Source organism: Paraburkholderia sp. JPY465, from assembly GCF_050436725.1.
Taxonomy (GTDB): Bacteria; Pseudomonadota; Gammaproteobacteria; order Burkholderiales; family Burkholderiaceae; genus Paraburkholderia; species Paraburkholderia youngii.
On the sequence record NZ_JBNDMT010000002.1, the window covers coordinates 1,465,685 to 1,491,397 of the forward strand.

The 25,713-nt window shown below is 63.0% G+C and carries 26 protein-coding genes; 14 read left to right on the plus strand and 12 right to left on the minus strand.

Features of this window, described 5'->3' with window-relative positions; all coding sequences use genetic code 11:
• Positions 1-164 precede the first annotated feature (164 nt).
• From QFZ94_RS08845 to QFZ94_RS08855, 3 genes are read right to left on the minus strand one after another with little or no spacing between them, the layout of a single operon-like run.
• Positions 165-1,115: a sensor domain-containing diguanylate cyclase gene (locus QFZ94_RS08845; RefSeq protein WP_429456304.1), complete on the minus strand. Its 951-nt coding sequence runs from the start codon at positions 1,113-1,115 to the stop codon at positions 165-167.
• On the minus strand, positions 1,112-1,735 hold the full coding sequence (locus QFZ94_RS08850) for a chemotaxis protein CheC (protein ID WP_368583451.1): 624 nt from the start codon (positions 1,733-1,735) through the stop codon (positions 1,112-1,114). The genes QFZ94_RS08845 and QFZ94_RS08850 overlap by 4 nt, the downstream gene beginning before the upstream one ends.
• The gene (locus QFZ94_RS08855) at positions 1,728-2,093 is read right to left on the minus strand and encodes a response regulator (RefSeq protein ID WP_368583452.1); all 366 of its coding nucleotides are present in this window, start codon (positions 2,091-2,093) and stop codon (positions 1,728-1,730) included. Before QFZ94_RS08855 ends, QFZ94_RS08850 begins: the two co-directional genes overlap by 8 nt.
• Positions 2,094-2,698: 605 nt before the next feature.
• Between QFZ94_RS08855 and QFZ94_RS08860 the strand changes: the two genes are divergently transcribed.
• Together QFZ94_RS08860 and QFZ94_RS08865 are read left to right on the plus strand one after the other, a co-directional pair.
• Positions 2,699-4,993 carry an ATP-binding protein gene (locus QFZ94_RS08860; RefSeq protein ID WP_429456307.1) on the plus strand — a complete coding sequence of 765 codons (2,295 nt, stop codon included), beginning with the start codon at positions 2,699-2,701 and terminating at the stop codon, positions 4,991-4,993.
• Positions 4,994-5,229: 236 nt separating this feature from the next.
• Complete coding sequence (locus tag QFZ94_RS08865) at positions 5,230-6,402, plus strand: hypothetical protein (protein WP_429456309.1); 1,173 nt, start codon at positions 5,230-5,232, stop codon at positions 6,400-6,402.
• Between the two features lie 104 nt (positions 6,403-6,506).
• On the opposite strand, the gene QFZ94_RS08870 is transcribed toward QFZ94_RS08865, so the two are convergent.
• On the minus strand, positions 6,507-7,064 hold the full coding sequence (locus QFZ94_RS08870; protein ID WP_429456311.1) for an NADPH-dependent FMN reductase: 558 nt from the start codon (positions 7,062-7,064) through the stop codon (positions 6,507-6,509).
• 289 nt (positions 7,065-7,353) lie between these two features.
• Here QFZ94_RS08870 and QFZ94_RS08875 point away from each other — a divergent pair, with 289 nt between their 5' ends.
• On the plus strand, positions 7,354-7,569 hold the full coding sequence (locus QFZ94_RS08875; RefSeq protein WP_176107084.1) for a hypothetical protein: 216 nt from the start codon (positions 7,354-7,356) through the stop codon (positions 7,567-7,569).
• An 80-nt stretch (positions 7,570-7,649) separates the two neighbouring features.
• On the opposite strand, the gene QFZ94_RS08880 is transcribed toward QFZ94_RS08875, so the two are convergent.
• The gene (locus tag QFZ94_RS08880) at positions 7,650-7,784 is read right to left on the minus strand and encodes a hypothetical protein (protein WP_368583456.1); all 135 of its coding nucleotides are present in this window, start codon (positions 7,782-7,784) and stop codon (positions 7,650-7,652) included.
• Positions 7,785-8,236: 452 nt separating this feature from the next.
• Here QFZ94_RS08880 and QFZ94_RS08885 point away from each other — a divergent pair, with 452 nt between their 5' ends.
• Together QFZ94_RS08885 and QFZ94_RS08890 are read left to right on the plus strand one after the other, a co-directional pair.
• A complete protein-coding gene (locus QFZ94_RS08885) occupies positions 8,237-8,845 on the plus strand; it encodes an RNA polymerase factor sigma-70 (protein ID WP_368583457.1) in 609 nt (202 codons plus the stop codon).
• Positions 8,832-9,038, plus strand: coding sequence for a zf-HC2 domain-containing protein (locus QFZ94_RS08890; RefSeq protein WP_429456313.1), 207 nt, complete (start codon positions 8,832-8,834; stop codon positions 9,036-9,038). The genes QFZ94_RS08885 and QFZ94_RS08890 overlap by 14 nt, the downstream gene beginning before the upstream one ends.
• Before the next feature lie 22 nt (positions 9,039-9,060).
• Here QFZ94_RS08890 and QFZ94_RS08895 read toward each other — a convergent pair whose 3' ends face one another.
• The gene (locus QFZ94_RS08895) at positions 9,061-9,351 is read right to left on the minus strand and encodes a DUF1272 domain-containing protein (protein WP_429456315.1); all 291 of its coding nucleotides are present in this window, start codon (positions 9,349-9,351) and stop codon (positions 9,061-9,063) included.
• 282 nt (positions 9,352-9,633) lie between these two features.
• Between QFZ94_RS08895 and QFZ94_RS08900 the strand changes: the two genes are divergently transcribed.
• Positions 9,634-10,617, plus strand: a complete 984-nt coding sequence (locus QFZ94_RS08900; RefSeq protein WP_429456317.1) for a sulfonate ABC transporter substrate-binding protein — start codon at positions 9,634-9,636, stop codon at positions 10,615-10,617.
• Positions 10,618-10,671: 54 nt separating this feature from the next.
• Here the strand turns inward: QFZ94_RS08900 and arsC are convergent, their stop codons facing one another.
• Positions 10,672-11,031 (minus strand): arsenate reductase (glutaredoxin), encoded by a 360-nt coding sequence (gene arsC, locus QFZ94_RS08905; RefSeq protein WP_429456319.1) that lies wholly within the window; start codon positions 11,029-11,031, stop codon positions 10,672-10,674.
• 721 nt (positions 11,032-11,752) lie between these two features.
• Between arsC and parA the strand changes: the two genes are divergently transcribed.
• Entirely contained in the window at positions 11,753-12,415 is a 663-nt protein-coding gene (gene parA, locus QFZ94_RS08910) for a ParA family partition ATPase (protein WP_013092840.1), read from the plus strand.
• Positions 12,416-12,439: 24 nt separating this feature from the next.
• Positions 12,440-13,495 carry a ParB/RepB/Spo0J family partition protein gene (locus QFZ94_RS08915; RefSeq protein ID WP_368583462.1) on the plus strand — a complete coding sequence of 352 codons (1,056 nt, stop codon included), beginning with the start codon at positions 12,440-12,442 and terminating at the stop codon, positions 13,493-13,495.
• Positions 13,496-13,553: 58 nt separating this feature from the next.
• On the opposite strand, the gene QFZ94_RS08920 is transcribed toward QFZ94_RS08915, so the two are convergent.
• Positions 13,554-14,903, minus strand: a complete 1,350-nt coding sequence (locus QFZ94_RS08920) for a replication initiation protein (protein WP_368583463.1) — start codon at positions 14,901-14,903, stop codon at positions 13,554-13,556.
• A 2,024-nt stretch (positions 14,904-16,927) separates the two neighbouring features.
• Between QFZ94_RS08920 and QFZ94_RS08925 the strand changes: the two genes are divergently transcribed.
• Entirely contained in the window at positions 16,928-18,157 is a 1,230-nt protein-coding gene (locus QFZ94_RS08925) for a DNA-binding protein (protein ID WP_429456322.1), read from the plus strand.
• A gap of 70 nt (positions 18,158-18,227) precedes the next feature.
• On the opposite strand, the gene QFZ94_RS08930 is transcribed toward QFZ94_RS08925, so the two are convergent.
• The 3 genes from QFZ94_RS08930 to QFZ94_RS08940 all read right to left on the minus strand — a co-directional run bounded on the left by QFZ94_RS08930 (position 18,228) and on the right by QFZ94_RS08940 (position 20,539).
• Positions 18,228-19,310, minus strand: a complete 1,083-nt coding sequence (locus tag QFZ94_RS08930; RefSeq protein ID WP_429456324.1) for a tyrosine-type recombinase/integrase — start codon at positions 19,308-19,310, stop codon at positions 18,228-18,230.
• A 115-nt stretch (positions 19,311-19,425) separates the two neighbouring features.
• A complete protein-coding gene (locus QFZ94_RS08935) occupies positions 19,426-19,824 on the minus strand; it encodes a DUF2471 family protein (RefSeq protein WP_429456326.1) in 399 nt (132 codons plus the stop codon).
• Between the two features lie 67 nt (positions 19,825-19,891).
• Positions 19,892-20,539 carry a helix-turn-helix domain-containing protein gene (locus QFZ94_RS08940; RefSeq protein ID WP_429456328.1) on the minus strand — a complete coding sequence of 216 codons (648 nt, stop codon included), beginning with the start codon at positions 20,537-20,539 and terminating at the stop codon, positions 19,892-19,894.
• Between the two features lie 137 nt (positions 20,540-20,676).
• On the opposite strand from QFZ94_RS08940, the gene QFZ94_RS08945 reads away from it, so the two are divergent.
• Positions 20,677-21,882, plus strand: a complete 1,206-nt coding sequence (locus tag QFZ94_RS08945) for a glycine C-acetyltransferase (protein WP_429456330.1) — start codon at positions 20,677-20,679, stop codon at positions 21,880-21,882.
• A gap of 28 nt (positions 21,883-21,910) precedes the next feature.
• The gene (gene tdh / locus QFZ94_RS08950; RefSeq protein WP_429456332.1) at positions 21,911-22,942 is read left to right on the plus strand and encodes an L-threonine 3-dehydrogenase; all 1,032 of its coding nucleotides are present in this window, start codon (positions 21,911-21,913) and stop codon (positions 22,940-22,942) included.
• Between the two features lie 41 nt (positions 22,943-22,983).
• On the opposite strand, the gene QFZ94_RS08955 is transcribed toward tdh, so the two are convergent.
• On the minus strand, positions 22,984-23,634 hold the full coding sequence (locus QFZ94_RS08955; RefSeq protein WP_368583469.1) for a YceI family protein: 651 nt from the start codon (positions 23,632-23,634) through the stop codon (positions 22,984-22,986).
• A gap of 122 nt (positions 23,635-23,756) precedes the next feature.
• On the opposite strand from QFZ94_RS08955, the gene QFZ94_RS08960 reads away from it, so the two are divergent.
• From QFZ94_RS08960 to QFZ94_RS08970, 3 genes are all read left to right on the plus strand, one after another.
• A complete protein-coding gene (locus QFZ94_RS08960; RefSeq protein ID WP_429456335.1) occupies positions 23,757-24,428 on the plus strand; it encodes a TetR/AcrR family transcriptional regulator in 672 nt (223 codons plus the stop codon).
• 9 nt (positions 24,429-24,437) lie between these two features.
• Positions 24,438-24,917 (plus strand): DUF1348 family protein, encoded by a 480-nt coding sequence (locus tag QFZ94_RS08965; protein WP_410848736.1) that lies wholly within the window; start codon positions 24,438-24,440, stop codon positions 24,915-24,917.
• Positions 24,918-25,164: 247 nt separating this feature from the next.
• On the plus strand, positions 25,165-25,680 hold the full coding sequence (locus tag QFZ94_RS08970) for a hypothetical protein (RefSeq protein ID WP_152852699.1): 516 nt from the start codon (positions 25,165-25,167) through the stop codon (positions 25,678-25,680).
• The last annotated feature ends 33 nt before the right edge of the window (positions 25,681-25,713 follow it).

Consider the following 25,713-nt stretch of genomic DNA (forward strand, 5'->3'; position numbering starts at 1 on the left):
TGTGCCCGCGCGCGCGGACACGCGCGAAACATCCGGCTGGGCGGCCGGAAACGGCGAAAAGTATAGCAATCTTTGCCGGTGACCGCAGATTTGGCGGCCCATGAGGGACGAAAGAAAGGCCGCCGGGCGCGGCCGGCTGGAACCACGCCGCCCCCGCTAGCGAATCACGCCCCCGCGAGCCGGAACGCGACCGCGCAGTTGCGGCCCTGGCGCTTTGCTCTGTAGAGCGCCGCGTCGGCCTCGTTGATCAGCACGTCGTACGCGGGTACGCCCTCGCGCGCCGACGCGCCGCCGAGGCTCGCGGTGACCGGCACGCTGGTGCCGATCAGCTCGACCGGCGTTTCCTCGATCACGCGACGGATCTTCTCCGCCACCAGCATCGCGTCGTCGAGCGGCGTGCACGGCAGCAGCAGCGCGAACTCCTCGCCGCCGAAGCGCCCAAATGTGTCCTGCGCGCGCACCACACCCGCGACACGCTGCGCCATCACGCGCAGCACCGTATCGCCGACGCCGTGACCGAACTGGTCGTTGATCTGCTTGAAATGATCGAGATCGAACAGCAGCATCGACATGTCGCCGCCATAGCGCTGCCAGCGCGTGAACTCGTCGCGCAGCCTCGCTTCGAAAAAGCGCCGGTTCGCGATGCCGGTCAGCCCGTCGCGATTCGCATACTCCTGTAGCTTCGCAACCGCCTCCTCGCGTTCGCGCTGCACGATGCTCACATGCGTCACGTCGGAGATCGTCACGCACACGGCCACCACTTCGCGATCGCGCATCAGCGGCATGAACGTGCAGTCCTGCTGCATGAAGTCGACCCCGCCGGTGATCGGCCGGTCGTGATCGAACTTGAACAGGTACGGGCGCTGCTCCCACGAGCTGAACGCGAAGCTGCCGAGCTGAAACACGCTTTCGATCTTGCGCGACAGCCACACGCGCGGCAGCTCCGGAAAGTTCTGGTAGATCGAGCGGCCGACCACCTGCTCCGCCGACAGGCCGCTATGGTCCTGCATGAAGCGATTCCACATCAGCACGTTCAGTTCGCGATCGAGCACGAAGATGCCAAAACCGACCCGCTCGACTACGAGGTCGCTCAACGATTCCACTGGGACATTCATAGACTGGACAGCAGCGCATCGAGCGCTTCGTTCATGTGACGGATTGAGTCTTCGGCCATCAGCATCACCAGATGCGCGCGAAAACTATGATGTTCGAGCGCGAAGTTCACTTCGACGAGCAGCGCCACCTGCCATTGCAGCACGCCGGGCTGGAACACTTCGTCGAGCGTCAGCGTGTCGCCGAGCACGCCCGGCGCGGAAAACACCGGCGTGCGGCCAAGCTGGTCGAGTATCGACGACACGCAAGCACCCGACAGCAGGTTCGCGACGTCGAGCATCAGTTCGCGCTCGCCGATCGTCTCGTAGCTGGAACGCGCGTACGGGTCGCTGACCAGCGAACACAGCTGCGCGATGCTGTCGCTGCGACAGATCACCAGCACCTCGCCCTTGATGTCCGAGCGAAAGCCCTGACGCACCGCGCTGACCGTGTCGTCGATGTGGGTCATCTCGCGCAGCGTGCGCGCAGCATCGCTCACCGCGACCATCTTGACGCGCGGCACCGACAGCTCGATAAACGAATCGAGCAGTCCCGCGAGCCGCGTCGCGGCCCGGCCCATCGCAAGGTTGGCGATTTCCTGGAGCGCGTCGCGCTGGTCTTCGGTGAAGGCGGGCTCAGACATACAAGCCGTACTCCTTGAGGATGGGCAGGACCGCCTCCGGCGTCACCGGCTTGGCGATGAACGCGATCGCGCCGAGCTCGCGCACGCGCTCCTGGGCGAGCGGCTGCACGTCGGCGGATACGACGATCACGAAGGTGTTGAGGTCCTCGTGCTGCAACGCTTCGAGAACCTGGTAGCCAGTCATGTCCGGCATCGTCAAATCGAGGAACATCACCGAGGCCTTGCCGTCGCGATACAGCGCGAGCGCCTCGTGCCCGTTCGTCGCGTAGGACACGTCGACGGCCCAGTCGGGCGGCAGAGCCTTCGTGAGCAACTTGCGGGCGAGCAGCGAATCGTCGGCGATCACAATGGGCAGCATGGCAACGGCGGGTCGGGCGGTTTTTTAGGCGGGTCGAATAAAGGAATCGGCTCGTTCGTATGCGCGCTTTCCGCGCCTGGTCGTTTGCGTTTTGTTCGTCCCGACAGCGGAGGACGGCACGCCTTCGCGTGATGCCGACCGATGCGCGACCAGGTACAGTGGCGCCTGTCGAATTGCAATTGCCTATGGCGAGAGGGGTGCGAATGCGGCAGGACGCGTTTTGGCGGACCTCGACGATCCGGCGCACAGAGGTGGCAACGGCCTTTTATCGTGGCGAGGATTGTCGAAGCAAAGCCGCGCAAAAGCAACTCGCCGAAATCGCTGACCGTAACGTTCTGTTTCCACGCTAGGCTAATTTGAGAAATAGTTTTATCGTCTGAGCCAGCATTCTTTTAGCTTTATCCTTTTGTGTACGTTTGCGCTTCCCGATTCGTCGCTGTTTTAAAGCCGCTCTTAAAGAACGGCCGGTCCGGTGGACGCTCGTCCCCGACGCTTTGCGGCGAGTTTTTCCGCGCTGCGTCTATGCTTGTTCTGAAGGCGGCATGGTGCCGGCAATGGCCCGATACGGGGCTGCCACATTCGAACGACTTTTCGCGTCAACGACAATGACATCAGACCAGGTCGACTCCGTGCGAGCGGGCCGCCTTTCGGGTCGTCCTGCCCGCGAGCAGGACGACGCGTCGTTTCCCGCCGTGCCGGAACAGAACTTCCAGGTACGTCGCATCACCCTGATCGCGCTGCTGGTCGTGGCGATCGTGCTGCCGTTCGTCTACGTCGCCGCGATGGCTTTCAGCGATCTGCGCTCGCGCGAGGCCGACGCGACCGAGCTGGCGCTGCGCACGGTGCGGGTCGCCGAAGAACACGCGTTGAAGGTGTTCGACATGAACGAGACGCTGAACTCGCGCATCGTCGATCTGACCGAGGGCCTCGACGACGACGGCATCCGCGCGCGCGAACACACGATTCACGACAAGTTGCGCACGATGGGCGGCGGCTATCCGCAGGTGGCCTCAGTGTCGATCTACGGCGAACAGGGCGCGCTGCTGGCGAGCAGCCGCGTCTATCCGTCGCCTACGAGCTCGATCGAACAGCGCGCCGATTTCGTCGGCATCCGCGGCGGCAATGCGCTCGAACATGTGTCGAAAGTGACGACGGGACACGTGAGCGGCGAGCAGGTGTTCAACATGGGCGTCGAGCGTCAGGCACCCAACGGCTCGTTCGCGGGCGTCGTGTCGATCGCGCTGCGGCCCAGCTATTTCGATGCGTTCTATCGCGAGCTGCTCGGCAACAGCGACGACACGCCGATCATCATGAGTCTCGTGCGCACCGACGGCGCGGTCCTCGCGCATTACCCACGCGGCCCGCGCGAGCCGACCGCGCTCGCATCGGATTCGCCGTTCGCCGAAGCGGTCTCGCGCGGGCAGCGCTCCGGCGTCGTGCGGATGCACTCGAGCTTCGCCGACGGCAACCTGATCGTCGCGTTCCGGCACGTCGGCTCGTATCCGGTCTACGTGCTGTGCGGCTATCGCACGTCGGCGATCTGGGCCGCCTGGTACAGGCACCTGAGCGTGCTGATCCTGTCGATGTTCACACCGTCGATAGTGCTGTGGTGCGTGATCTGGCTGTCGCTGCGCCGCCTCGGCGCCGAAGAGGAAGCGTGGCAGCGCTGGCAGGCCGAGGCATCGATGCGCCGCTCGATCGAATCCGCGTACCGCCAGTCGCGCAAGATGGAAGCGCTTGGCACGCTGGTCGGCAGCGTCGCGCACGACTTCAACAACCTGCTGATGATCCTGTCGGCCAACGTGCAGATCGTGCGACGGCGCGGCGTCGGCGGACTGGAGCGCGAACTGTCGGCGATGGAGCGCGCGTTGAAGAGCGGCCAGTCGCTGACGCGGCAGCTGCTCGGCGTCGCGCGCAAGCAGCCGCTGCGCACCGAGACGCTGTCGCTCGAACGCTGGCTGCCGTCTTGCCGCGAGCTGCTGCGCGCGTCGCTCGGCGCGAAGGTGTCGCTCGTGATCGATAGCGGCGTCGATACCTGGCCGGTGCGTGTGGACGTCGCCGAGCTCGAACTCGCGCTGATCAACGTCGCCGTCAATGCGCGCGATGCGATGCCCAACGGCGGGCGCTTCACCGCGCGCGCGAGCAACGTCGTGTTCCGCCGCGAGGACGGCTTTCCGCTGACCGGCGAGTTCGTGCAGCTGTCGCTCGAGGACACCGGCGCCGGCATGGCGCCCGAGGTGCTCGCGCACGCGTTCGAGCCGCTTTACACGACCAAGTCCAAAGGCATGGGCACGGGGCTCGGGTTGCCGCAGGTGTTTGCGTTCTGCGAGGGCTCAGGCGGGCTCGCGGCAATCGACAGCGCGATCGGCGCGGGGACCGCGGTGCGGCTCTATCTGCCGCGCGCGTCGAGCGAGCCGCAGACGGCTGGACCCGCCGAAGCGCTCGCGCCCGCGAGCGACGCGCCGCACGGTCTGCGCGTGCTGCTGGTCGAGGACAACGAAGAAGTCGCCGCCGGCACCGAGGCGCTGCTGCAGATGATGGGCCACCAGGTGAGCTGCGTGTTCAACGCCGACACGGCGCTGCGCGTGCTCGACGATGCCCGCGCGAAGCGTGCGGACACCGGCGAGCCGCTGCCGTTCGATCTGCTGCTGTCGGACATTCACATGCCGGGCAAGATGAACGGCATCGACCTGGCCGAAGCGGTGCTCGGATTCGACCCGCCGCTGCCGGTGATTCTCGTCACCGGCTACGCGGAAGAGCTCGACCGCGCGCGGCACGTGAACGTGCATGTGCTGTCCAAACCGTTCGATATCGGACTGCTCGAACAGCTGCTCGAAACGATCCAGCGCAACGCCGTGCAGACGAGCGCCGATACCGCCACGGATCCGGCCGATACCTGACGTCCGCGACGTCCCGGCGTCATTTACCAGAACTTGTAAAAAGCGCGGCGCTCACACGCAGCGCCTCGTTCGTCGCGAGTCCGCGCGATGCGTAGCGCGGCGGGCATCGCGGCCGTGCACGGGACGCAGCGCCGTCGCGCGTCGGTGCGGGGGCATGATCGTTGCGTGCCCGAAGACGGCAAGGGGACGGCGCCTCGGGTGCCGCCCGTTCCAGCACAACATGTCGGGAGACAACCATGCAACATCTCGTGATTGGTTTATTCGACACTTACGTGCAGGCTGAAACCGCCCGCGACACGCTCGTGCAAACCGGTTTTGCGCGCGAGAAGATCGAGTTGCAGGCGAACGCCGAACCATCGGTTGGCTCGGCCACCAGCGAAGTCGCCAACGCGGGCGTACTCGCGAATATCGAGCGCTTTCTCGCCAGCCTGTTCTCGACTGGGCCGCGTCCGTCGGACACCGCCCGTTATGCCGAGGCGATGCGGCGTGGAGCGGTGCTCGTGTGCGTTCATGCCGCGAGCCAGTCGCATGCGGAATTGGCGCGCAACACGCTCGTGCGGCTCGGCGCGACCGATATCGGCGACCGCCTGCCCGAGGCGGACACCCCAGTCGCCTCCAGCCGCGACCACTCGGTGCTCGATGAGCTGGGCATCGGCGCGGTGATGCCGGGTACGCCGCGTACCTCGAGCGTGACCACCGAGGCGAGTGCGACGCCGGGCATGCGGGACACCAGGGCAACACCGGGGGCAAGTGTGAGTTCGAGTAGCGGCGCAACGGGTGCGGCGGGCATCAGCGAATCGACCGGAATCGCCGGCGCCACGAGCGCCACTTCGGCAACCGGTACGAGCGCGCCCGACACCGTGCCTCCTCCTGCTCCTCCGCGCCCCGATCCGCTGACCGCCATGCCGCCGGCGGACATCGGCGCGGCCGCCGAGCCGTTCGCGCCGCCGCCGATCAGCGATCGGCCGACGAGCGATCCGGTCAACGAACCCGTCGCCGATCCTCTCACCGGCGATGTGGGACGCAGCGCGATCGCCGCCGGCTCCGTGCCGGGTTCGGGCGCGGTGATGCAGCCCCAGCCGTCCGACATCGTCCCGGAAGGCGGACAGCCGGGCACCGGTCCCGGCGCGCAGATGCCGAACGAATATCTGGAGTATGAAGAAGACTTCCGCACGCACTACGACGAGCAGTACGCAGCCGCGAACGCGCGCTACGAAGACTATGTGCCGGCCTATCGCTACGGCGCGGAGATCGGTCGCGACGCGCGCTTCCGCGATCGTCCGTGGGAAGAGATCGAGCCCGAAGCTCGCCGCCATTGGGAAACCACGTCTCCGGAGAGCACGTGGGAGCGCTTCAAGCTCGCGGTGCGGCATGGGTGGGAGCGGGTGACCGGGCATCACCACGTATAGGTGATGCAGCGGGCGAAACGGGCGCGGCCGCCTCGCGCGGCGCGCGCCGTGTCCTCGTTGCTTCGGCGGATGGTCAGGGCGCGGTCAGCGCCGCTAAGTCTCGATTACGCCACCGCGCCATGCCGCTTGATCCACGTGACGTAGCGGTCCATGAACGATTGCAGGAACTTGCGCGTGCCTTCGTTGACGATCTCGCCTTTTTCGTTGATCACCGACGGATCGTGCTTGATGAACACCTCTGGCTGCCCCATCGTCGCGACGTCGAGATAGGCAAGCACGTTGCGCAGATGCTGTTGCGCGAGCGCCGTACCGGTGGCGCCGACCGAGGTGCCGATCACCGCGCCCGGCTTGTTGCCCCACGAGTTCGTGCCCCACGGCCGCGAGCCCCAGTCGAGCGCGTTTTTCAGCACGCCCGGCATCGAGCGGTTGTATTCGGGCGTCACGAACAGCAGACCGTCCGCGGCTTGCACGCGCTCCTTGAGCTTCTTGCCGGCTTCCGGATAGTCGGAGTCGTAGTCCTGTGAGTACAGCGGCAGGGAGCCGATATCGATGTATTCGAAGGTGAAATCGGCTGGAGCGAGAGAAATCACCGCCTGAGCCAGTTGGCGATTGAACGAATCCCGCCGCAGGCTGCCGACGACCACTGCAATGTGATAGGCCATGTTCGCTTCCTCGGTTAGTGCGCTCGACGCGCAGAGAGTAGGACTGTTCATGATAGGCAAAAGCCGCGTGAAACGCCTGGCCACTGGCGGATTTGGCGAGGCGATAGCGGATCGGGAAGGGTTCTTGCGGCACCTTTCGGTGGATAACCTCGCAGCTCGAAAAGTTATCCACAGAATCGCTGAATAACCTTGTGGATAAGTAGAACTTTTGCCTTGTCAATCAAGCATGCCTTCGGGCCAGGGCGATCTGAGGCAAATGGACACCACCGACCTTCTGGAGGACCGGATCATGAGTCTCGACTACGCAGGAAAATCCCACGACGAAGCGGTCGCCGCGCGCAAGAAAGCGCGGCAGCGCGCGCAGGAGCCGGCGGGCGGCAAGATGGCCGTCGACGGCGTCGAAGCCGATGCCACGCATAGCTGCGGCGAGCTGTCGGAACAAGGCAAACAGGTGTGGCGTACGGGCGCCGGGCTCGATGGCGGAGGCAAGGCGCCGAGCCGCTAGGGGTTGATCGCTGAATGCAAAAAGGGCGCCGTTGCCGGCGCCCTTTTCTTTTGCTTGCTTGTTGCGTGTGCGGCGTGCGATCAGTTGCCGAAAAATACGTTGCAGTACGACTTCGGGCCGTTGCAGGTCGAAGCCGGAGCGTCGGCATGAGCGACGCTCGAAGCGGCTGCGAAGAGTGCGGCCGAAGCGATCAGGGCGGAGAAAATGCGTTTCATGGTCGGGACCTCGTTTGCGTATCGTTGCGCGATCTGATGCGATCGATGGCGTGAAGAATAGCGAGCGGGTCCGCGTCCACAAACAGCGAAGATGAGAAGATATTTTTTTATAAACTGAAATAATCGCTACTGCCTGAGCGCGCGGAACTGGTGATCGACCGCGACGCGTTGATTGAGCGATAGTCCGAGTCCAAGCTTGCTGGCGCGGAGGCTCGACTTATCATTTCTTGCAACAATTAATTGCCGCTGTCATAAGCCGCCGCGCCGCGCGACCAAGTTCCTTCGGGACATCGATTGCCAAGGGGTATATGTTCAATACCGCTTCGTTAGGGCACGAACGTGAGAGAGAATGGCGCACGCATCCGCAAATCGCGCGAGGACGACCATCCGCTCATGAATCACGACGTTTCAAGGCAACACCCACAGCCGGCACCGCAGCGACGGGGCACGCCGTGACGCAGCCAGGCGGCCCATCGCTCGACGATCCCATCTATCTCGCGCAATTGCGGCGCGACCTCGTGCGCTTCGCCCGTCTGCAATTGCGCGATGCCGCAGCCGCCGAGGACGCCGTGCAGGAAGCGCTGACCGCCGCGTGGATGCAGGCCGCGCGTTTCGCCGCGCAGTCGGAGCACAAGACCTGGGTGTTCGGCATCCTGCGCCACAAGCTCGTCGACACGCTGCGGGCGCGCCAGAGGACGGTCAATCTGTCGTCGCTCGAAGCGGAGATCGATGGCGAAGCGTTACTCGATCGCGAGCTTTTCAAGGACAACGGCCACTGGTCGCGCGAGACGAAACCGCGTCCATGGCCGACACCCGAAACCGCACTGCGCCAGCAGCAGTTCTGGACGCTGTTCGAAATGTGCCTCGAGCATTTGCCCGAGCACATCGGACGCGTGTTCATGATGCGGGAGTTTCTCGACCTCGACATCGCGGCGATCTGTGCCGAGCTGCAAATCAACGCGAATCATTGCAGCGTGCTGATCTATCGCGCGCGGCTGCGGCTGCGCACGTGCCTGAGCGAAAAGGGCCTATCCAGCGAGGACGCGAATGGGGAAGTGTAAAGACATCACGCGGCTGCTATCCGACGCGCTCGACCGCTCGCTGTCGACTGGCGAATGGCTCGCGATCCGCCTGCATCTGCCGACCTGCAGCGGGTGCCGGAACTATCGCAAACAGATCCGCCTGCTGCGGGTCGCCGCGCATGTGGCGAGCGGAATCGCGAGCGCCGATGGAGCGGTGAGCGGCGACGAGTGATTTGCCGCTTTGCCTTCGCGGTTCAGCGCTCGCCGGGCGGTACGTCGCGATAACGTTCGAAAAAGCGGGCGTGCGACGCTTCGTCGACGCCGACGGGATGCGCATCGGCACGCGCGGGATGTTTCGCGAGTTGCGCACGGGTGCGGATTGGCCGAGGCGCGAAATTGCCGCCGCAATTCGGACACACGTTGCGCAGCTCGGTCAGCGCGCAGACCTCGCAGAACGTGCACTCGTAGGTGCAAATCATCGCGTCGGGCGCGTTCGGCGGAAGTGACTTGCCGCAGCCTTCGCAGGTCGGTCGCAATTCAAGCATGACGGGGTGCTCCTGTCGTTGGCAACGCGGGGCGCGGTTTTCCTGCCTGGCGTCGCGAGAGGATCGATGCAGCCACGCGTTGCTGGCCGCTGCCGCTGTAATGCCGGTCGATTGTAGCGGGAGGGGATGGGGCGCGCACTCGGCGTTAGACAATGCTTCGCTACTCCCGAATGATTTGCTTATGCGAATTTATCGGTTCGTCCAGGCGGGCGGACGAATTATCGTCGGAGCCAATCGGACCAGCCTTGGTGTCCGTCAAATTCTCTTTCGACGAGTATTCTCATGTCCCGTGATCCGCTGCTGACGCGCCGTACGTTTCTCGCCGGCGTAGGTGCAACGCTGGCCGCCGCCGCGTTGCCGGTCTTCTCCACCACCGCATTTGCCGCCGATGAACATGCGAAAGAACTTCGCATCGGATATCAGAAAGCCGCGAGCACCCTGGTATTGCTGAAGGCGCACGGCACACTCGAAAAGCGGCTCGCGCCACTCGGCATCACGGTCAAATGGACGGAGTTTCCGGCGGGGCCGCAACTGCTGGAGGGGCTAAACGTCGGCGCGATCGACTTCGGCTATGTGGGCGAAGCGCCGCCCGTGTTCGCGCAAGCGGCCGGCGCCAATTTCGTCTATACCGCGTATGAACTTCCGACGCCGCACGCCGAAGGCATTCTCGTGCATCCGGACGCGCCGATCAGAACCTTGGCCGATCTGAAGGGAAAGAAGGTTGCACTGAACAAGGGCTCCGATGTGCACTGGTTTCTCGTCGCCGCGTTGCAGAAAAACGGCGTGAAGTTCAGCGAGATCCAACCGGTGTATTTGCCGCCCGCCGATGCACGCGCGGCCTTCGAGCGCGGTGCGGTCGATGCGTGGGCTATCTGGGATCCGTTTCTCGAAGCCGCCAAAAGGCAGACGAACGCGCGGCTGCTTGCCGATGCCGAAGGTATCGTTAGTCACCACCAGTTCTTTCTGAGCGCGCGACCCTTCGCGCAACAGAACGGCGACGTTCTTGCGATCGTGATCGATGAAGTCGGCAAGGAAGGGGCGTGGGTGCGCGGCCATTACAGCGAGGCCGCCGCACAACTCGCGCCGATTCAAGGGCTCGACGCGAGCGTGATTGAATCAGGCTTGCGCCATTACGCGCACATCTATAAGCCCGTCGACGCGAACGTGCTTGCGGAACAACAACGCATTGCGGACACGTTCACCGAACTGCGCCTGATCCCGACGAAAATCGTGACCAAGGATGCCGCGCTGTCGGGCAAAGCCTAGCTCAGCAGTTCGAGGTCGCATTGCGCACGTCGGTTGACTTTGAAGCTCGCGCGATCAGGGGAAAAGCGCGGCGACATTTTCGGGCGGGCGGCCGATCACGGCACGCCCGTTTCTCACGACGATCGGTCGTTGCAACAGAATCGGATGCTTCGCCAATGCTTCATAGAGCTGGGCGTCAGTCAGCGACGGGTCGGCGAGATTGAGTTCTTTATATTCGGCCTCGGTGTCGCGGATCATTTCGCGGACCGGACAGCCAAGTTGAGCATTGAGATTCTTGAGCTCTGCGACGGTCAGCGGCCTCTTCAGATATTCGACGATTTCCGTCGCTTCATTTGCGGGGTTGTAGGTGTTCGCGACGAGTTCGCAGGTGGCGCGCGATTTGGAGCAGCGTGGGTTGTGGTAGATGGTGATCATGGCTTGGTTCAGGGCTTGCGCCGTTGAAGGTTGCTGTGACGGTTAGACGGGTTCGGGAATTTTAGCGGGTGACTTGGTGGCGTGGCGGGGGATGATTGCGCGGCATGCGCGTTGTTCGAACGAACGATGGGGTGGGTCGGTTTATGCGCATAAACCGATGCGCTCTTCCGGGGTGAGTCGGTATCGTTTAATGCTTGCAGCGTGAGCTCTCGTCACTCCTCTGACCCGCTTACGCGGGCGCGATACAAACGACGACCTATATGCCATTGCTGATGAACCGCCTGCGGCACGTTGGCCGCTCCTGCCAAGTTCGGGGAGGAGCGGCGTCGGACGAATCCATGGCGAATGCTCTCCTGCAGGCCAATTTCCACGCGAACTTTTATGCGCATAAAGTCTGCGGCCCCTTGGTCGCTCCGATGTGCGCGTTCCTTCTCAGCGAGATCAACTCGAGAATCACGCGACCAGTCGCCCGCGACTGAGCACGCAGTACTTGAGCGCTCATTCCTTTCCTCCCGTCCCCTCCGAGGGATAGCGATCAGCAACGCTTAGCCTCAGTCCGCGCTCTTATAGGCCGCAAGCCCTCGAGCACACCCTTGATGCCTCTTTATGCGCATAAACCCTCTGCCGAATGGCGTATTTCCGAATTTTGCTTACTCAAATCATTTGAAATAGCAATTCAACCAGGTAAAATCCATTTGCGTCTAAAAAGAGGAGGTGAAATTTGGCGGCAGAAATCATCGCGGTAACACAGCAGAAGGGCGGGGTCGGGAAGAGCACCATCGCGATGCATCTCGGCGCTGCATTTCACGAGAAAGGCAAACGCGTTCTCGTCGTCGACGCGGATGGCCAAAACACTCTGATCCACTGGGCGAGCGCTGCGTCCGACGGCGACATCGGTATTCCATTCGCCGTCGTCAACCTGTCCGAAGCCGGCAGCCAGATCCATCGCGAGATCAAGAAGTTCGTGGCTGACTACGACATCATCGTCGTCGACTGCCCGCCCTCCATTACCGAAAAAGTCTCCGGCGTCGTCCTGCTTGCAGCGAGCGTCGCGGTGATCCCAACTTCGTCGTCCCCCGCCGATTACTGGTCGAGCATCGGCCTCGTCAAACTGGTTCAGCAGGCGCAGGTCATGAACGAAGACCTGCGTGCCGTGTTCCTGCTCAACAAGACAGAAGAGAAACGGATGCTGACGCGCGAACTGAAGCGCGCGCTCGAAGAACTCGGCTTCCCTCTCCTCAAGACCCAGATTCCCACGCGCGAAGCCTACAAGCAGGCAATGGCGTTGGGGCAAACGGTGCTTCAGATGAACGATCGCGGCGCCAAGCTCGCCGCGCTCGAAGTACGGGCGTGCGCCAACGAGATCGCCGCCTTGCTCCCGTGAATTTATGCGCATAAAGGACCCTGAATGAAACCGTCCCAATTCGCCAAAGGCTTTCAAGCACGTCCTGACACGACCAGCAGCGAAAAGCGCACAGCGCTCGACCGTCTGAATGCGATCGACGGCTTGGTTAAAAATGACGCGAAAAACTCCACGATCGCCGGGCGTCCGATTCCGGCCGTCGTACCGTCGCGTCTGCAGGATGCCGAGATCCCTGATCCGGATAACGAATCGGCGGCCTACCGCGCATGGCGGCTCGAGCACGGTTATCGTCCCGGCCAGGTCATCGAACTGGCGCTCAAGACCATCAAGCCGAGCCCGTTCAATCCACGGTATTTCTATGTGAAGTCGTCGATTGCGGAGCTTGCCGTCAATCTGGCGAAGCAGGGACAGCAGCAGGCGATTCACGTCATTCCCGACTACGACAACCCTGGCACCTACTTCGTCAGTGACGGCGGCCGACGCGTGCGCGCGCTGAAAGAAGCGAACAAGGAGTCGGTGAAGGCGATCGTCATCGATCTGCCGATCGGCATCCAGAGCTACAAACTCGGCTACGACCTCAACGTGCAGCGCGACTCGCAGACCGTGTTCGACAACGCGATCGTGTGGCGACGCTTTCTCGACGAGCGCCATTTCCAGAGCCAGAAGGAACTGGCCGAACATCTCGGGCTCGACGAATCGACGGTCGCAGTCGCGCTGTCCATCGCCAAGCTGCCGGAAACCGTGATGCAGGAGATGGTCGCGCGCCCTGACCGCTTCGGCTCGAACATGGCGTATCAGGTCGGCCGCTATCACACCGCTCGCGGCGCGGACGCGACGCTGCGACTGATCAATCGGATCCTTTCCGACGATCTGAGCACACGACAGGTCGCCGACATCGTCAAAGGGCGCGCGACCGCGCAGGAAAGCGCAAAACCGGCTGGCCGGCAGCGCTATGCGCAACGTCTGGAAATCAAGCTTGGTGGTGTGTCGGTCGGCGATCTGAAGTCATATGGGGACGACCGACTCGAGTTGCGCCTGAAAGGCCTCACGCGTGAAAAGCGTGACGACATCCTGCGGCAGATTGAGAAGATGCTGAAGTAAGACGTGAGAGGCGGTGCGCCCGCACCGCCCCTTTCCTTTCAAAGGCCGTTTCGACCCATCAGGCCGCGCGCGACTGGTTAAGGGTGAAGGCGAGCAGATCGCCATCGGTAGGTTCGCCCCAGGTCCTGCGCGCGAGCCAGTCAAAGAACGCCGTTTCCACGATCTTCGAATCGAGCCCGCGACGCCGCCAGTCGTCGCGCATGTGCGTGCCGAGCCCCGGCAATTCTTCTTCCTCGAACGACTGCCGCGCGATATCGCGCTCCGACTCGCCCTGTTCGTTGTACAACTCGTAGGCCTGCTTGCGACGGTAAGCCGAGTATTCGCCGAGCAGACGCGCCTTCAGATCGTCGGCCGGCGACGCCACCGACTTGCTGGTGCCGCCACTTGCCGGCAGCGCCTCGACCGGCGGCGCATAGCCCTTCTTCAACGCATCCTTGAACAGCGCCGGCGCGCTACGCACCGGCGGCAGCGACGTACTGCGCATCCGCTGCTCGGTCATCTGCAACGCGGCGCGGATCCGGTTCTCTTCGCTGTCCGCGTAAAGCGTCTGCGCTTCCTTCAGCGGAATGCCGATCTTCACCATCCGGTCGACCAACGTGCTGTCGAACACGTTCGGATGTTCGTCGAGCGCGAGCATCGGCTGCTTGCGCTCGGTCACGCGGAACTGGATTTCGGCGACGCGCCGACCCTCGCGATGCTCGATCAGCTCGACAAAAATGTTCGTGACCGCGTTGACCTCGGCGATGGCCGGGCGCAGATAGTCGCGCTTGAAATACTTGTACTCGCGCTTCGCCTCGTCGCCGGCTTCGGTATCCGGCGTGCCCGACAGAATCGGCCGCCACCATTCCCAGGTCTCGCGCATCGTCAGATGGCTCGGGTTGGTCAGGTAGCGCACGCAGATCTCGTAGAGCGCGAGGCCCGCGCTGCTGCGCAACTGGCTCTGGAACTGCAGACTCAGCCGCGCATACTGAACGGGATCGAGCAGTTTCTTCTTGATCTTCGGCGCGAACGAAAACTCGACCCAGACGCGACGCGTGGTCGGATCTTCGAGAATTTCCGCGTCCGCGATCAGCGTCGAAATACCCCATTTGCGGCCGGGCTTCTGACTCGAGGTGCCGGTGCTCCACTCGACCTGCACCGACACCATCCGGCGCAGGTGTTCCTTGACGAGCGCGGTGTCATTGGAATCGAACGCGGAATTGGCGACGATGTCGGACAGCAGCGCCCGATAGGTGTCGCCCGATTCATCCGCTTGCTGGGCCACCGCGAGCAACACGTTAAAGAGCTTGCGCGTGAGCAACGTGATCTTGCCGCTCTTGGGCTGGATCGCGATTGCCTCGACGGCTTTGCGCAGCTCAGCCGAGCTCGGGCTGACAACATCGGTCTTTTTCGCGCGCTTCGTGGCCATGCGTCGGGGTGAGGGAGGGGATTTCGCGAGAGCATACCGGCTGTGGTGATACGCGTCTATAGCGTGCATCTCACCATTGCCGGTGAAGCGAGTTTACGAAGCGCACCTCACCTCGAGCAAGTCCCGAAAACCCTCACCTCGGCTGCGTGTCACCAGGATCGGGCTATCCTTGCCGGTCGCGGCGTTTGCGTATCGGGCCCGTTTCGCTGCATACCGGAACGGGGAGCACTTGATCCCGAATCTTCTCACCTCAAAAATTTTCGCTGGTTTTTTCGGGACGTCATGTAAACGGACGATGTCTGGGCAGCCGAGGACTTCGTCGTGCGGCCTTGCGACGGTTTCGTCGATTCTCGCGGGCTGCCGGGCGACGCAAAATCCGGATCAATTGATGTAATCCGTGCCTTGTATCGGACTCGAAGCGCGGTGCAGGCCAGCGCCAAGCGCTTCGTGAGCCTTACTGACAGTGCATCAGGCTTGCTATCGCCGGGCGCGACGTACGACTGCGTGGCGCCTCTACTGACGACTCACCCATCACCGCCGAGAACGCTGCCGCCGCTAACCGCCGTTTGCGACTTTGAGCTTCGTCCGACTTGCCGTAAAAGGGGAGGTCGAGCCGCACGCAAATCCTCACCACTGTGGTGCTCCCGAAAACTCTCACCGTAGCACCGCGGCACGGGACAACACGATACGCGTTTGGGCCGCGCCAGTACCGCATTTCCCCAATGTGATCCTCCTGAAAAGCCTCACCTTTGAGGTTTCTGGAGGCCCAAACGCCCGTGTACTGAGACCTCCTGAAAACCCTCACCTTTGCTGCCGAAAAGGAAAAATTCCCATAATTTCAATGACTTGCGCCAACGCCTCCGAACGTTCGAGGGATGGGTACCCCGTAAAATCTCACCTTAAGCCGGCTTTTTCGCACCGCAGCACTTTTCACCGCCTTCCACGAGCTTCCCGAAAAACCTCACCTTTGTGGTCGGAGACCTGGTTCACCCACTCCCGCGAATCGCCATGCGGCGGGCATCTCCGGCCCACAGCCTTCATTTTGGTCCCGAATTTCCTCACCTTAACGCCCAGAACCCTGGCCAGAGCGTCCCGAAAAGTCTCACCTTTGGGGAAATCGCCGCCGAAACCAGATCGCAGAGCTGGCTTATCAGCCGGCGCCCTGAATCCCCTCACCTTTCGAATCGCGAGCGATTCCAGCCAGGCAGTCTCTCGGGTAGTCGACGCATGACAATCCATCTTCGCTCCCGTAAATCCTCACCTCAGCCGTCTGGATGCTCAAAAACAAAGCAAAATTGGCCAGCGAGCCCCGAAAAATCTCACCTCCGTTTCGCGTTTTCTCCCGCCACGGCTCACCAAAGCGGTTAACCACGTTAGAAAAGTCCCGAAAAACCCCGCTCGCGAGTTTCCCGAAAAACCTCACCTCGGTGCCGCTCCAACCGAACGAGTACTTATGAGGGCTGTCGGGTGCTTCGCGGCCATGAAGTCCCGCAAAACCTCACCTTTGCCCCGAACCCCACGTATACGGTGTTTCCTGAACCCGCTCACGTTCCGTCCCGGACCCGCTCACCGAGCTCCCCGAACCTCATCACTCGAGTTTCCCGCAGAGTCTCACCAAGTCTCCCGCAAAGCTTCACCTTGCCGGGCTGAAAGCCCCGCCAGACAAGGGTTTGCCGCGGCGTTAACGTTTTTAACAAGGGTTCAAAGGTGTTTACTTTTATTACTCTCAAGCCATGCACCCCGCGAGTCCCGTGAAACACGGGGCCTACAACCCACAGCGATTGGAGATCTATCGTGAAACACCGCGTGATCCCCGTAGAATCAAACAAAGCGCTTCTAATACAATGGCTTATTGGCTATTCTTCGTTTTGTTTCACGGAAAAAGTGGCATCGACGTGTTTACTATCGCGATTTGCCTAAAAAACTCCGTCTGTAAACGCCAATCCGTTCGCCACTGATGAATCGGTAGCAAACACTACGTAAATTGTTATGATCCATCCAATTCGAGCCACATCGAGGTAAACATGAATCTGGATCAGGAGCGGCAAGCCATTCGCAATGAGCTTGAATCAATGCGTGCGCAGGGCGTGCGCCGCCAGGATCTGTCACTGCACGCCTGCAAACGGCTCTTTTTCGATCTCGGCATCCGGCCATCGATGGCGGCCGTGCGCGATCTCACGCAAACGGGTAGCGCGAGCGACATCCCGAAAGACATCGATCATTTCTGGGAGCGCATCCGCCACGTTTCGCGGGTCAAAGTTGGCGCAGGCGCGATACCGAAGGCACTCGAAGATCGCGCCGGCGAACTGCTGGGCGCGCTATTCGAAGAAGCGGTCGTGCAGGCCAAAGCGTCGCTCGATGCCGCACGCGAAGAGATCCGCGCGCAGATCAGCGCGGCCGAACTTCGCGTACGCGACGCCGAGATTCGTCGGGATGCGGCCGACGAATCCATCAGGCGCAGCGAAGCGCGCGCCGAAGCCGCATGGGAGCGGGTTCGCGCGCTCGAAGGCCAGTTATTGAGCGCGACGACGCACGGCAGCGTTCATCTCGAAGGTATGCAGGCAACCACGCGCCGGCTCGACCAGGAAAACGAGGCGCTGCGGCAACGGCTCGAAAACGAGCAGGCCACCAATGCGGCGTTGCGCGACCGGATCGACGCGTTGCACGTCGAATTGCGGCAAAGCACCGAGCACTATGCGCAGCAGATCAAGGATGCGGTCGCCGAAGCGGAGCGGCGCGTCAAGCCGATGCTGGTCGAACTCGATTCGCTTCGCAGCATGGCCGCGACGTATCAGTCCGGCGTGCGCGACGCGAGCCGCAAGGAATTCGAGTTCATTCAGCAGATTGCCGCCGCCAAGGCGCGCGGCGACCGGCTCGACGCGCAGCTGCGCGAGCAATCGGACGAAGTCGATGCGCTGACCAAAGAAGTCGCCGCCTTGCGTGGCCAGCAGGGCATCGATCCGGCCATCGCCGTGCTGCTTTGCTCACTGGTCACCGAGGGGCGGCTCACGAGCAAAGAGCTGAGCATGATCGGCACCGCGGCCGACGGCCACGTGACGCTGCCCGCGCGATGCCCGAAATGCGAGGAAGGTGAGCCGGAGCTGTCGCAGGTCGATCACCGTTTCGAATTGTTGTGCCCGGAATGCGAGCACTCTTCCGGCCTCGGCGAATCGCGGCTCGCGGCGGTAAACCAGTTTCTGTCGAACGATGCGTCCACCGCGCCGTCGTCCCGCTCCTTGCAGACGATCCGCTAACCAGAAACGGCCAATCCAACGGAAGAAACGTCAAAGGTGAGGAAATTCGGGAGCGTCACGGTGAGGTCTTTCAGGGCTCGCCGGCTCCCGTTTTCCCCGTAAAACGCCCGTCACGCCGGGGCTCGGCCAACGGCGCCGCCGCCGGATCGGGCTCCTGTGCCGCGGGCGAATCCTGCTGATCAATCCAAGTTTGCCACGCGCGATACAGCCGGTTCGCGGACACCGCCTGCACGAAGCCGAGCCATTGACCGACCTGTTCGGCCTCCACTCCGCTTTCGAAAAGGTCTGCCGCAAACGTGTTGCGCAAGGTTTGCGGACTCGCGCGCGATTGGCGCGAGGCGGCAATTCCCGCTGCGTCCACGAGCGCATCCACCGCGCGCAGCATCGTGGCCTTGTGCATCGGCCTGCCGGAAGGCGACGCGGGAAACACGAGGTTGCCGGCCAACTCCGTTACCCGACGTTCGGCGAGCCAGGCGTCGAGAATCGCCGTTGCGAACGGCGCGAGACGTGTGCGCCGCGTCAGCATCGGATTCGGCGACTCGATCGTGACCCACGGCGAGCCCTCTCTCACGCAACTAACCGTAAGTGCTCCCGCTTCGCCCGTCTTCAGTCCTCCGCCCAGAAACACGGCGATCAGTGCGCGGTCGCGTCGCTCTCTCCAGCGCTGCGCGGTCGACAAGGCCGGCAACGGCGCGAACAATCGCGCGATCAACGCAGTGCGTTCCGCATGCGTGAGAAACCCGGTCGGCTCGTTGTCGCGAGCATTGCGCCACGCGGCTTGCCCATCCTGAGCAATGAAACGCGCCGGGTTGATCGACGCCGATTCGATCTCGCGCACGTGGTCGAGCACCCGCTCAATAAGCCGTAAATAGCGGACCCGTTGCGTTTTGCGAATCTCGAGGCTGGCGACGAATTCGGCGATCGCGGGCGTGTCGACCGTCGCGAGGTTTTGTTGCCGCGCGTCGAGCCAATCGAGAAACTGCCCCCACTGCGCCTGATAGACCAACGCCGAAGAGCGACGGAAATGCTGCTTCGCGAGCCACGCATCGAACGCGACCTGCGGGTCGCGACGCCAGTCTTCGCGTTGCTGATCGAACAGATCGGTAGACGGCGCGGGACGGGGAACGGGGTCGGACAGATGGGGAGGTGACATGGGCATTCCTTCGGTTAGTTGCACCGTTCGGTCCGCGTATTGTAGGCGCCAACCGCAGCACGGCCCACTTCGAGGAACGGATCACAATCCGAGCCATCCCGACCTGGCGCCACCATCAGCCGCCCCACGCCCTGGCGCGCTTCAAAGGCGCATCGACCGGCCATGGCAGCGCCGCCCGGCGCGCGGCTTCCTCGTACGCATTGACGGCAAACGCAAAAACGGCGGGCAATGCATTGGACGTACCGAAATCCACGCCGTCATCCGTTTCGGGATAAGGCAGATCGGACGGGCGCTGGAACAGCCCGAGCATCAGCGCGTCGTGCCGGCTGGCAAAACCGAGATCGGCCAGCGCCTCGGCTTCGATGGCATGGAGCAGACGCCACGTGAGCGGCACCTGTTTGACGATGTAGCGCCCGGCGATGCTGCGCACGATATGTTCGAGATCGCGCGCGGCGGTCTGGTAGCGCAGCGCGGCGAGCGTTTGATCGGTAGGGTCGGTTTTCAGGTTGTTCATTCTCGGCTCCAATCGACACGTGATACTGTACAAACATACAGTATCAGGCGCAACCTGGCCGAACGGCCTAGCCGTGAATCACCACCAGCAGCGCTTTCGCCTCGCTCTTGCCGACGTTGCGGATCGCGTGCGGTTCATCCGCGACATAGCGCGCGGTGTCCGCGACCTTGAGCCGCTTCGTCGCGCCGGCCGCGTCGATTTCGATCGAGCCGTGCAGCACGGTCAAATGCTCGCGCGTGCCAGGCTCGTGCGCGTTCGACACCAGCGCCCCGCCAGGCTGCAGCGTCAGCTCGTACCACTCGAATTTGCCGGCCAGCTCGATGGGGCCCCACACACGCAACTGGTATTTCGCTTCATGACCGCTTAGCGTGGGAATATCGTGCGGTCCCGAAACGGCGATCGCCTCTGGCGACTTCGGCGGCGCAAACAGCGAATCCAGGCTCACGCCGAGCGCGTTGGTCAGCCGCCAGGCAACCGCGATCGTCGGATTGGCCTTGTCGCGCTCGATTTCCGACAGCATCGATTTCGACACGCCGGCCGCGCGCGACAGATCGTCGAGCGTCATGCGCCGCTCGGCGCGCAGCCGCTGAATCTGCTCGCCGACGCGCGGCGGCGCCGCAATCGCCGCGTTCGGCGTTATTGCCGCGCTAGCGGAGGTGGGCGCCGCAGTGGCCGCGGCGCGGCGTGTACCCGAACTTGCCATTTCCTGACCCATCGTTTAGAGTTGTTCGATATACCGGATTTTAGTTCGGAAAAACGAAAAAATCCGATAAAGCTGACAACCGACTATAACAGGCCACCCTTCGCGCTCCCATGCGAACGCGGGCGCCGTCACCCTCAGGAGTCCCGTTCATGCGTGACCAATACCTTGCCCATCTGCGCGGCACCCTCGACCAGATCCGCGCCGACGGCTTCTACAAGAGCGAGCGCGTGATCGCGAGCCCGCAGTCGGCCGACGTGCGTCTCGCCGATGGCAGCGATGTGCTGAACTTCTGCGCGAACAACTATCTAGGGCTCGCCGACGACGCGCGGCTGATCGAAGCCGCCAAGCAGGGCCTCGATAACGACGGCTTCGGCATGGCGTCGGTGCGCTTCATCTGCGGCACGCAAACCGTGCACAAGCAACTCGAAGCGGCGCTCGCCGCGTTCCTGCAAACCGACGACTGCATTCTCTATTCGAGCTGCTTCGACGCAAACGGCGGCCTCTTCGAAACGCTGCTCGACGAAAACGACGCGATCATCAGCGACGAGCTGAATCACGCGAGCATCATCGACGGCGTGCGGCTGTCGAAGGCGAAGCGCTTTCGCTACCGGAACAACGACCTCGCCGATCTCGAAGCGCGTCTGCAGGAAGCCGATGCGGCGGGCGCGCGCTTCAAGCTGATCGCGACCGACGGCGTGTTCTCGATGGACGGCATCATCGCGAACCTCGCCGGCATCTGCGACCTGGCCGACCGCTTCGGCGCGCTGGTGATGGTCGACGATTCGCACGCGGTCGGCTTCATTGGCGAACACGGCCGCGGCACGCCCGAGCATTGCGGGGTGCTGGCGCGCGTCGACATCATTACCGGCACGCTCGGCAAGGCGCTCGGCGGCGCATCGGGCGGCTATGTCGCGGCGCGCAAGGAGATCGTCGAACTGCTGCGGCAGCGCTCGCGCCCATACCTGTTTTCGAACACGCTAACGCCGAGCATCGCCGCGGCGTCGCTCAAGGTACTCGAATTGCTCGCAAGTGATGAAGGCGCGCAACTGCGCGCACGCGTGCGCGAAAACGGCGCGCATTTCCGCCGCGCGATGAGCGCGCTCGGCTTCACGCTCGTACCGGGCGAACATCCGATCATTCCGGTGATGCTCGGCGACGCGCAACTCGCCGGAAAAATGGCCGATGCGCTGCTCAAGCAAGGCGTCTACGTGATCGGTTTTTCGTTTCCGGTGGTGCCGCGAGGCCGCGCGCGCATCCGCACGCAGATGAGCGCCGCGCATACGCCGGAGCAGATCGATCGCGCCGTCGACGCATTCGCGCGAGTCGGCCGCGAACTCGGCGTGATCCAGGCATAGTCGCCGCGTGATTGGAACGGAGAAGCAGATGAAAGCATTGGCAAAACTCGAACGGGGGCCGGGCCTCACGCTGACCGACGTGAAGAAGCCCGAAGTCGGCCATAACGACGTGATGATCCGGATCACGCGCACCGCGATTTGCGGCACCGACATTCATATCTGGAAGTGGGACGACTGGGCGCAAAAGACGATTCCGGTGCCGATGCACGTCGGCCATGAATACGTCGGCGAAATCGTCGAGATGGGGCAGGAAGTGCGCGGCTTTGCGATCGGCGATCGCGTGTCGGGCGAAGGACACATCACCTGCGGATTCTGCCGCAACTGTCGCGCGGGGCGCCGGCATTTGTGCCGCAACACCATCGGCGTCGGTGTGAATCGCGAGGGCGCGTTCGCCGAATACCTGGTGATTCCGGCATTCAACGCGTTCAAGATTCCGCCCGAAATCTCCGACGATCTGGCGGCGATCTTCGATCCGTTCGGCAACGCGACGCATACGGCGCTGTCGTTCAACCTCGTCGGCGAGGACGTGCTGATTACCGGCGCGGGGCCGATCGGCATCATGGCGGTCGCGATCGCGAAGCACGTCGGCGCGCGCAACGTCGTGATCACCGACGTCAACGACTATCGCCTCGACCTCGCGCGCAAGATGGGCGCGACGCGCGCGGTGAACGTGTCGCGCGAATCGTTGCGCGACGTGATGCACGGTCTGCACATGGCCGAGGGCTTCGACGTCGGCCTCGAAATGTCGGGCGTGCCGAGCGCGTTTACCGACATGCTCGAAGCGATGAACCACGGCGGCAAGATCGCGCTGCTCGGCATTCCGCCCGCGCAAACCGCGATCGACTGGACCCAGGTGATCTTCAAGGGCCTCGAAATCAAGGGCATCTATGGGCGAGAGATGTTCGAGACCTGGTACAAGATGGTCGCAATGCTGCAAAGCGGCCTCGATCTTTCGCCGATCCTCACGCACCATTTCAAGGTCGACGACTATCAGGAAGCCTTCGCGACGATGCTCTCCGGCGAGAGCGGCAAGGTGATTCTTGACTGGACCGCTGCCTGAGCCGGCGCCTCACCGTCTGAACGACAACGCCCGCAGCGCGCTTACGCGCCTGCGGGCGTTTTCACGAACTCGGCCTGGATGCGCACGTGAACATCGTCGCCGACGGCCGGATACCAGGTCGTCAGACCGAACTTCGCGCGGCTGAAATGACCGTCGGCGGAAAAACCGAGCGTGTCTTTCTTGGTCAGCGGATCGGGCGCGAAGCCGTTGAACGTGACGTCGAGCGTGACCGGCTGCGTGACGCCGCGGATCGTCAGGTCGCCGCTCAGCGTGCCGCGAGCTTCGCCGGTGCGCTCGAAACGGGTGCTCGCAAAGCGGATCTGCGGATAGCGCGCGACGTCGAGCATGCTGTCGCTTTTCACCATCTTGTCGAGCAGCGGCACGTTCGTGTCGATGCTCGCGGCGTCGATCGCGACCGACGCCGAACTGCGGTCCAGTCCGCCGTCGTTCCAGTCGAGTTCCCCCTGCTTGCGATTAAAACGCATCGTAAAGCGCGTGTATTTGAAGTGGTCGATATCGAACGTGATGCTCGTATGGTCCTGATCGACGTCGTAGCGCCCTGGCGGCACGCGCGCCTCGTTCTGACTGACCGAATGCGTGAGGACCTGGATCGGCGTGCAGGCCATCGCGCCCAGCAGCGTTGCGCCGAGAAGCGCGCGTAGCCATGCGGTGCGAACGGAGGATGGTTTCATCGAAGCGCTTCCGGTTGAGCAGTGGTCAAGCGATCTCCATCAAGATAGCAGCAAGCGTACCCTTCGCGCGGAAGCGCGAAGAAAAACTTGACGACGGAGAATGATCGTTCTACCTTTTGCCGATGACACACGATACGAATCCGACTGCCCAAAACGACGCGGCCCAGCCCGGCACGGCGCGCGAACGCCTGCTCGATGCGGCCGAGGCGCTCATTTACGCCGGCGGCATCCATGCGACAGGCGTCGATGCTATCGTGCGGCAGTCCGGCACCGCGCGCAAAAGCTTCTACACGCATTTCGAATCGAAAGACGCGCTGATCACGGCCGCGCTCGAACGGCGCGACGAACGCTGGATGAACTGGTTCATCGCCGGCACGCAACAGCGCGGCAAGGGTGCGCGCAAACGCCTGCTCGGCATGTTCGACGTGCTGCGCGAGTGGTTCGCATCGGCTGATTTTCATGGCTGCGCGTTTCTGAACGCGGCCGGCGAAATCGAATCGGCTGACGATCCGATCCGCGTCGTCGCGCGCAAACACAAAGCACGTCTGCTCGATTTCGTGCGCGCCGAATGCGACGCGTTCGCGGCGCAAGCGCAAATCGACGCGCGTCGCGCAGCACCCCTCGCGCGGCAATGGCTCGTGCTGCTCGACGGCGCGATCGCGGTGGCGCTCGTCAGCGGCGAAGCCGCTGCGGCGCTCGACGCGCAGTCGATCGGCAAGATCTTGCTCGACGCGGCAGCGAAACCCGCCGCATTCAAACGGCCGCCATCCCGGCGCACCGCACAACCTGACTGAGGAACCATCATGGCCGATACGATCGAGACCCGCCCGCCGCTGCCGCCGTTCACGCGCGACACCGCGATCCAGAAAGTGCGCGCCGCGGAAGACGCGTGGAACACGCGCGAACCCGAGCGCGTCTCGCTCGCATACACGACGGATAGCGTGTGGCGTAACCGCGCCGAATTCGTGCATGGCCGCGTGGAGATCGTCGGCTTTCTGCGCCGCAAGTGGGCGAAGGAGCTCGACTATCGGCTGATCAAGGAACTGTGGTCGTTCACCGACAACCGCATCGCGGTGCGCTTCGCGTACGAATGGCATGACGATTCGAACAACTGGTTCCGCTCGTACGGCAACGAGAACTGGGAGTTCAACGAGCATGGTCTGATGGCGCGTCGTCACGCAAGCATCAATGACCTGCCGATCCGCGAAGCCGACCGGTTGTATCGCTGGCCGCTCGGCCGCCGGCCCGACGATCACCCCAGCCTGTCCGATCTCGGTCTGTAGAGGTTCCCGGCACGTTCATCGCCGACGGCGCGCGCGCTGCGCGCCGTGAACTTCTTCACCGCTTGTTCATCAGGACGCCATCGGTTCTCCGTTATCGTGGCGGTTCCGGCTGCGGGGCACGTCGCGTGCCCGGCCGGGCCGAGCGAGTCCTAAACATTGGGCGCGCCTTCAGGTACAGTGCGCGTCGGGCGGCACGCGGATCGCCAGAACACGATGACACCGGCGCTCGACCGGTGACGGAGAAGAAATGCACTTCAGGCAGATGAACAAGAATATCCGGCGCGCCGCGGTGGCGCTTTTCGCAAGCTTCGCGGCGGTCTCCACGGCACACGCGAGCTGGTGTGACGGCGGTGTATGGGTCGACGCGATGCTCGGCTCGTATCACATCAATCCCGATCCCGATACGCACTTCGAGCAGTTCAACCCCGGGCTTGGCGTCGAATGCTGGCTGAACAACCAGTGGGCGCTCACGGCCGGGGGCTTTCGCAACTCGCTGCGTCGGCCGTCCTACTATGGCGGCGCCGTGTGGGCGCCGGAGTTCGCGCATTGGGGCATTGTGCGGATCGCGGCGATCGGCGGGATCATCTCCGGCTATAACTACGGCAACTGGGGTCTCGGCAGCAATCACACGATCGGCCCGGTGGTCGCGCCGATCGTGATGCTCGAATACAAGCGCGTCGGTGCAAACTTCATCGTCGTTCCGCCAATCCCCTCTGATAATCTGCCCTTTACGATTGGTTTTCAGGTGAAGGTGAAGTTCTGACGGAGGGCTAAGCAATGAGGGCGATGGCCCTAA

Bases quoted from the DNA above. Each gene is read 5' to 3' on its own strand.
- QFZ94_RS08930 (WP_429456324.1), bottom strand. From the start codon at position 19,310: ATGTCACCTCCCCATCTGTCCGACCCCGTTCCCCGTCCCGCGCCGTCT.
- QFZ94_RS08900 (WP_429456317.1), top strand. From the start codon at position 9,634: ATGTCCCGTGATCCGCTGCTGACGCGCCGTACGTTTCTCGCCGGCGTA.
- QFZ94_RS08855 (WP_368583452.1), bottom strand. From the start codon at position 2,093: ATGCTGCCCATTGTGATCGCCGACGATTCGCTGCTCGCCCGCAAGTTG.
- QFZ94_RS08865 (WP_429456309.1), top strand. From the start codon at position 5,230: ATGCAACATCTCGTGATTGGTTTATTCGACACTTACGTGCAGGCTGAA.
- QFZ94_RS08955 (WP_368583469.1), bottom strand. From the start codon at position 23,634: ATGAAACCATCCTCCGTTCGCACCGCATGGCTACGCGCGCTTCTCGGC.
- QFZ94_RS08870 (WP_429456311.1), bottom strand. From the start codon at position 7,064: ATGGCCTATCACATTGCAGTGGTCGTCGGCAGCCTGCGGCGGGATTCG.
- QFZ94_RS08945 (WP_429456330.1), top strand. From the start codon at position 20,677: ATGCGTGACCAATACCTTGCCCATCTGCGCGGCACCCTCGACCAGATC.
- QFZ94_RS08960 (WP_429456335.1), top strand. From the start codon at position 23,757: ATGACACACGATACGAATCCGACTGCCCAAAACGACGCGGCCCAGCCC.
- QFZ94_RS08875 (WP_176107084.1), top strand. From the start codon at position 7,354: ATGAGTCTCGACTACGCAGGAAAATCCCACGACGAAGCGGTCGCCGCG.
- QFZ94_RS08970 (WP_152852699.1), top strand. From the start codon at position 25,165: ATGCACTTCAGGCAGATGAACAAGAATATCCGGCGCGCCGCGGTGGCG.
- QFZ94_RS08845 (WP_429456304.1), bottom strand. From the start codon at position 1,115: ATGAATGTCCCAGTGGAATCGTTGAGCGACCTCGTAGTCGAGCGGGTC.
- QFZ94_RS08850 (WP_368583451.1), bottom strand. From the start codon at position 1,735: ATGTCTGAGCCCGCCTTCACCGAAGACCAGCGCGACGCGCTCCAGGAA.
- QFZ94_RS08895 (WP_429456315.1), bottom strand. From the start codon at position 9,351: ATGCTTGAATTGCGACCGACCTGCGAAGGCTGCGGCAAGTCACTTCCG.
- QFZ94_RS08940 (WP_429456328.1), bottom strand. From the start codon at position 20,539: ATGGGTCAGGAAATGGCAAGTTCGGGTACACGCCGCGCCGCGGCCACT.
- tdh (WP_429456332.1), top strand. From the start codon at position 21,911: ATGAAAGCATTGGCAAAACTCGAACGGGGGCCGGGCCTCACGCTGACC.
- QFZ94_RS08920 (WP_368583463.1), bottom strand. From the start codon at position 14,903: ATGGCCACGAAGCGCGCGAAAAAGACCGATGTTGTCAGCCCGAGCTCG.
- QFZ94_RS08860 (WP_429456307.1), top strand. From the start codon at position 2,699: ATGACATCAGACCAGGTCGACTCCGTGCGAGCGGGCCGCCTTTCGGGT.
- QFZ94_RS08890 (WP_429456313.1), top strand. From the start codon at position 8,832: ATGGGGAAGTGTAAAGACATCACGCGGCTGCTATCCGACGCGCTCGAC.
- QFZ94_RS08880 (WP_368583456.1), bottom strand. From the start codon at position 7,784: ATGAAACGCATTTTCTCCGCCCTGATCGCTTCGGCCGCACTCTTCGCA.
- arsC (WP_429456319.1), bottom strand. From the start codon at position 11,031: ATGATCACCATCTACCACAACCCACGCTGCTCCAAATCGCGCGCCACC.
- QFZ94_RS08965 (WP_410848736.1), top strand. From the start codon at position 24,438: ATGGCCGATACGATCGAGACCCGCCCGCCGCTGCCGCCGTTCACGCGC.
- QFZ94_RS08935 (WP_429456326.1), bottom strand. From the start codon at position 19,824: ATGAACAACCTGAAAACCGACCCTACCGATCAAACGCTCGCCGCGCTG.
- QFZ94_RS08925 (WP_429456322.1), top strand. From the start codon at position 16,928: ATGAATCTGGATCAGGAGCGGCAAGCCATTCGCAATGAGCTTGAATCA.
- QFZ94_RS08915 (WP_368583462.1), top strand. From the start codon at position 12,440: ATGAAACCGTCCCAATTCGCCAAAGGCTTTCAAGCACGTCCTGACACG.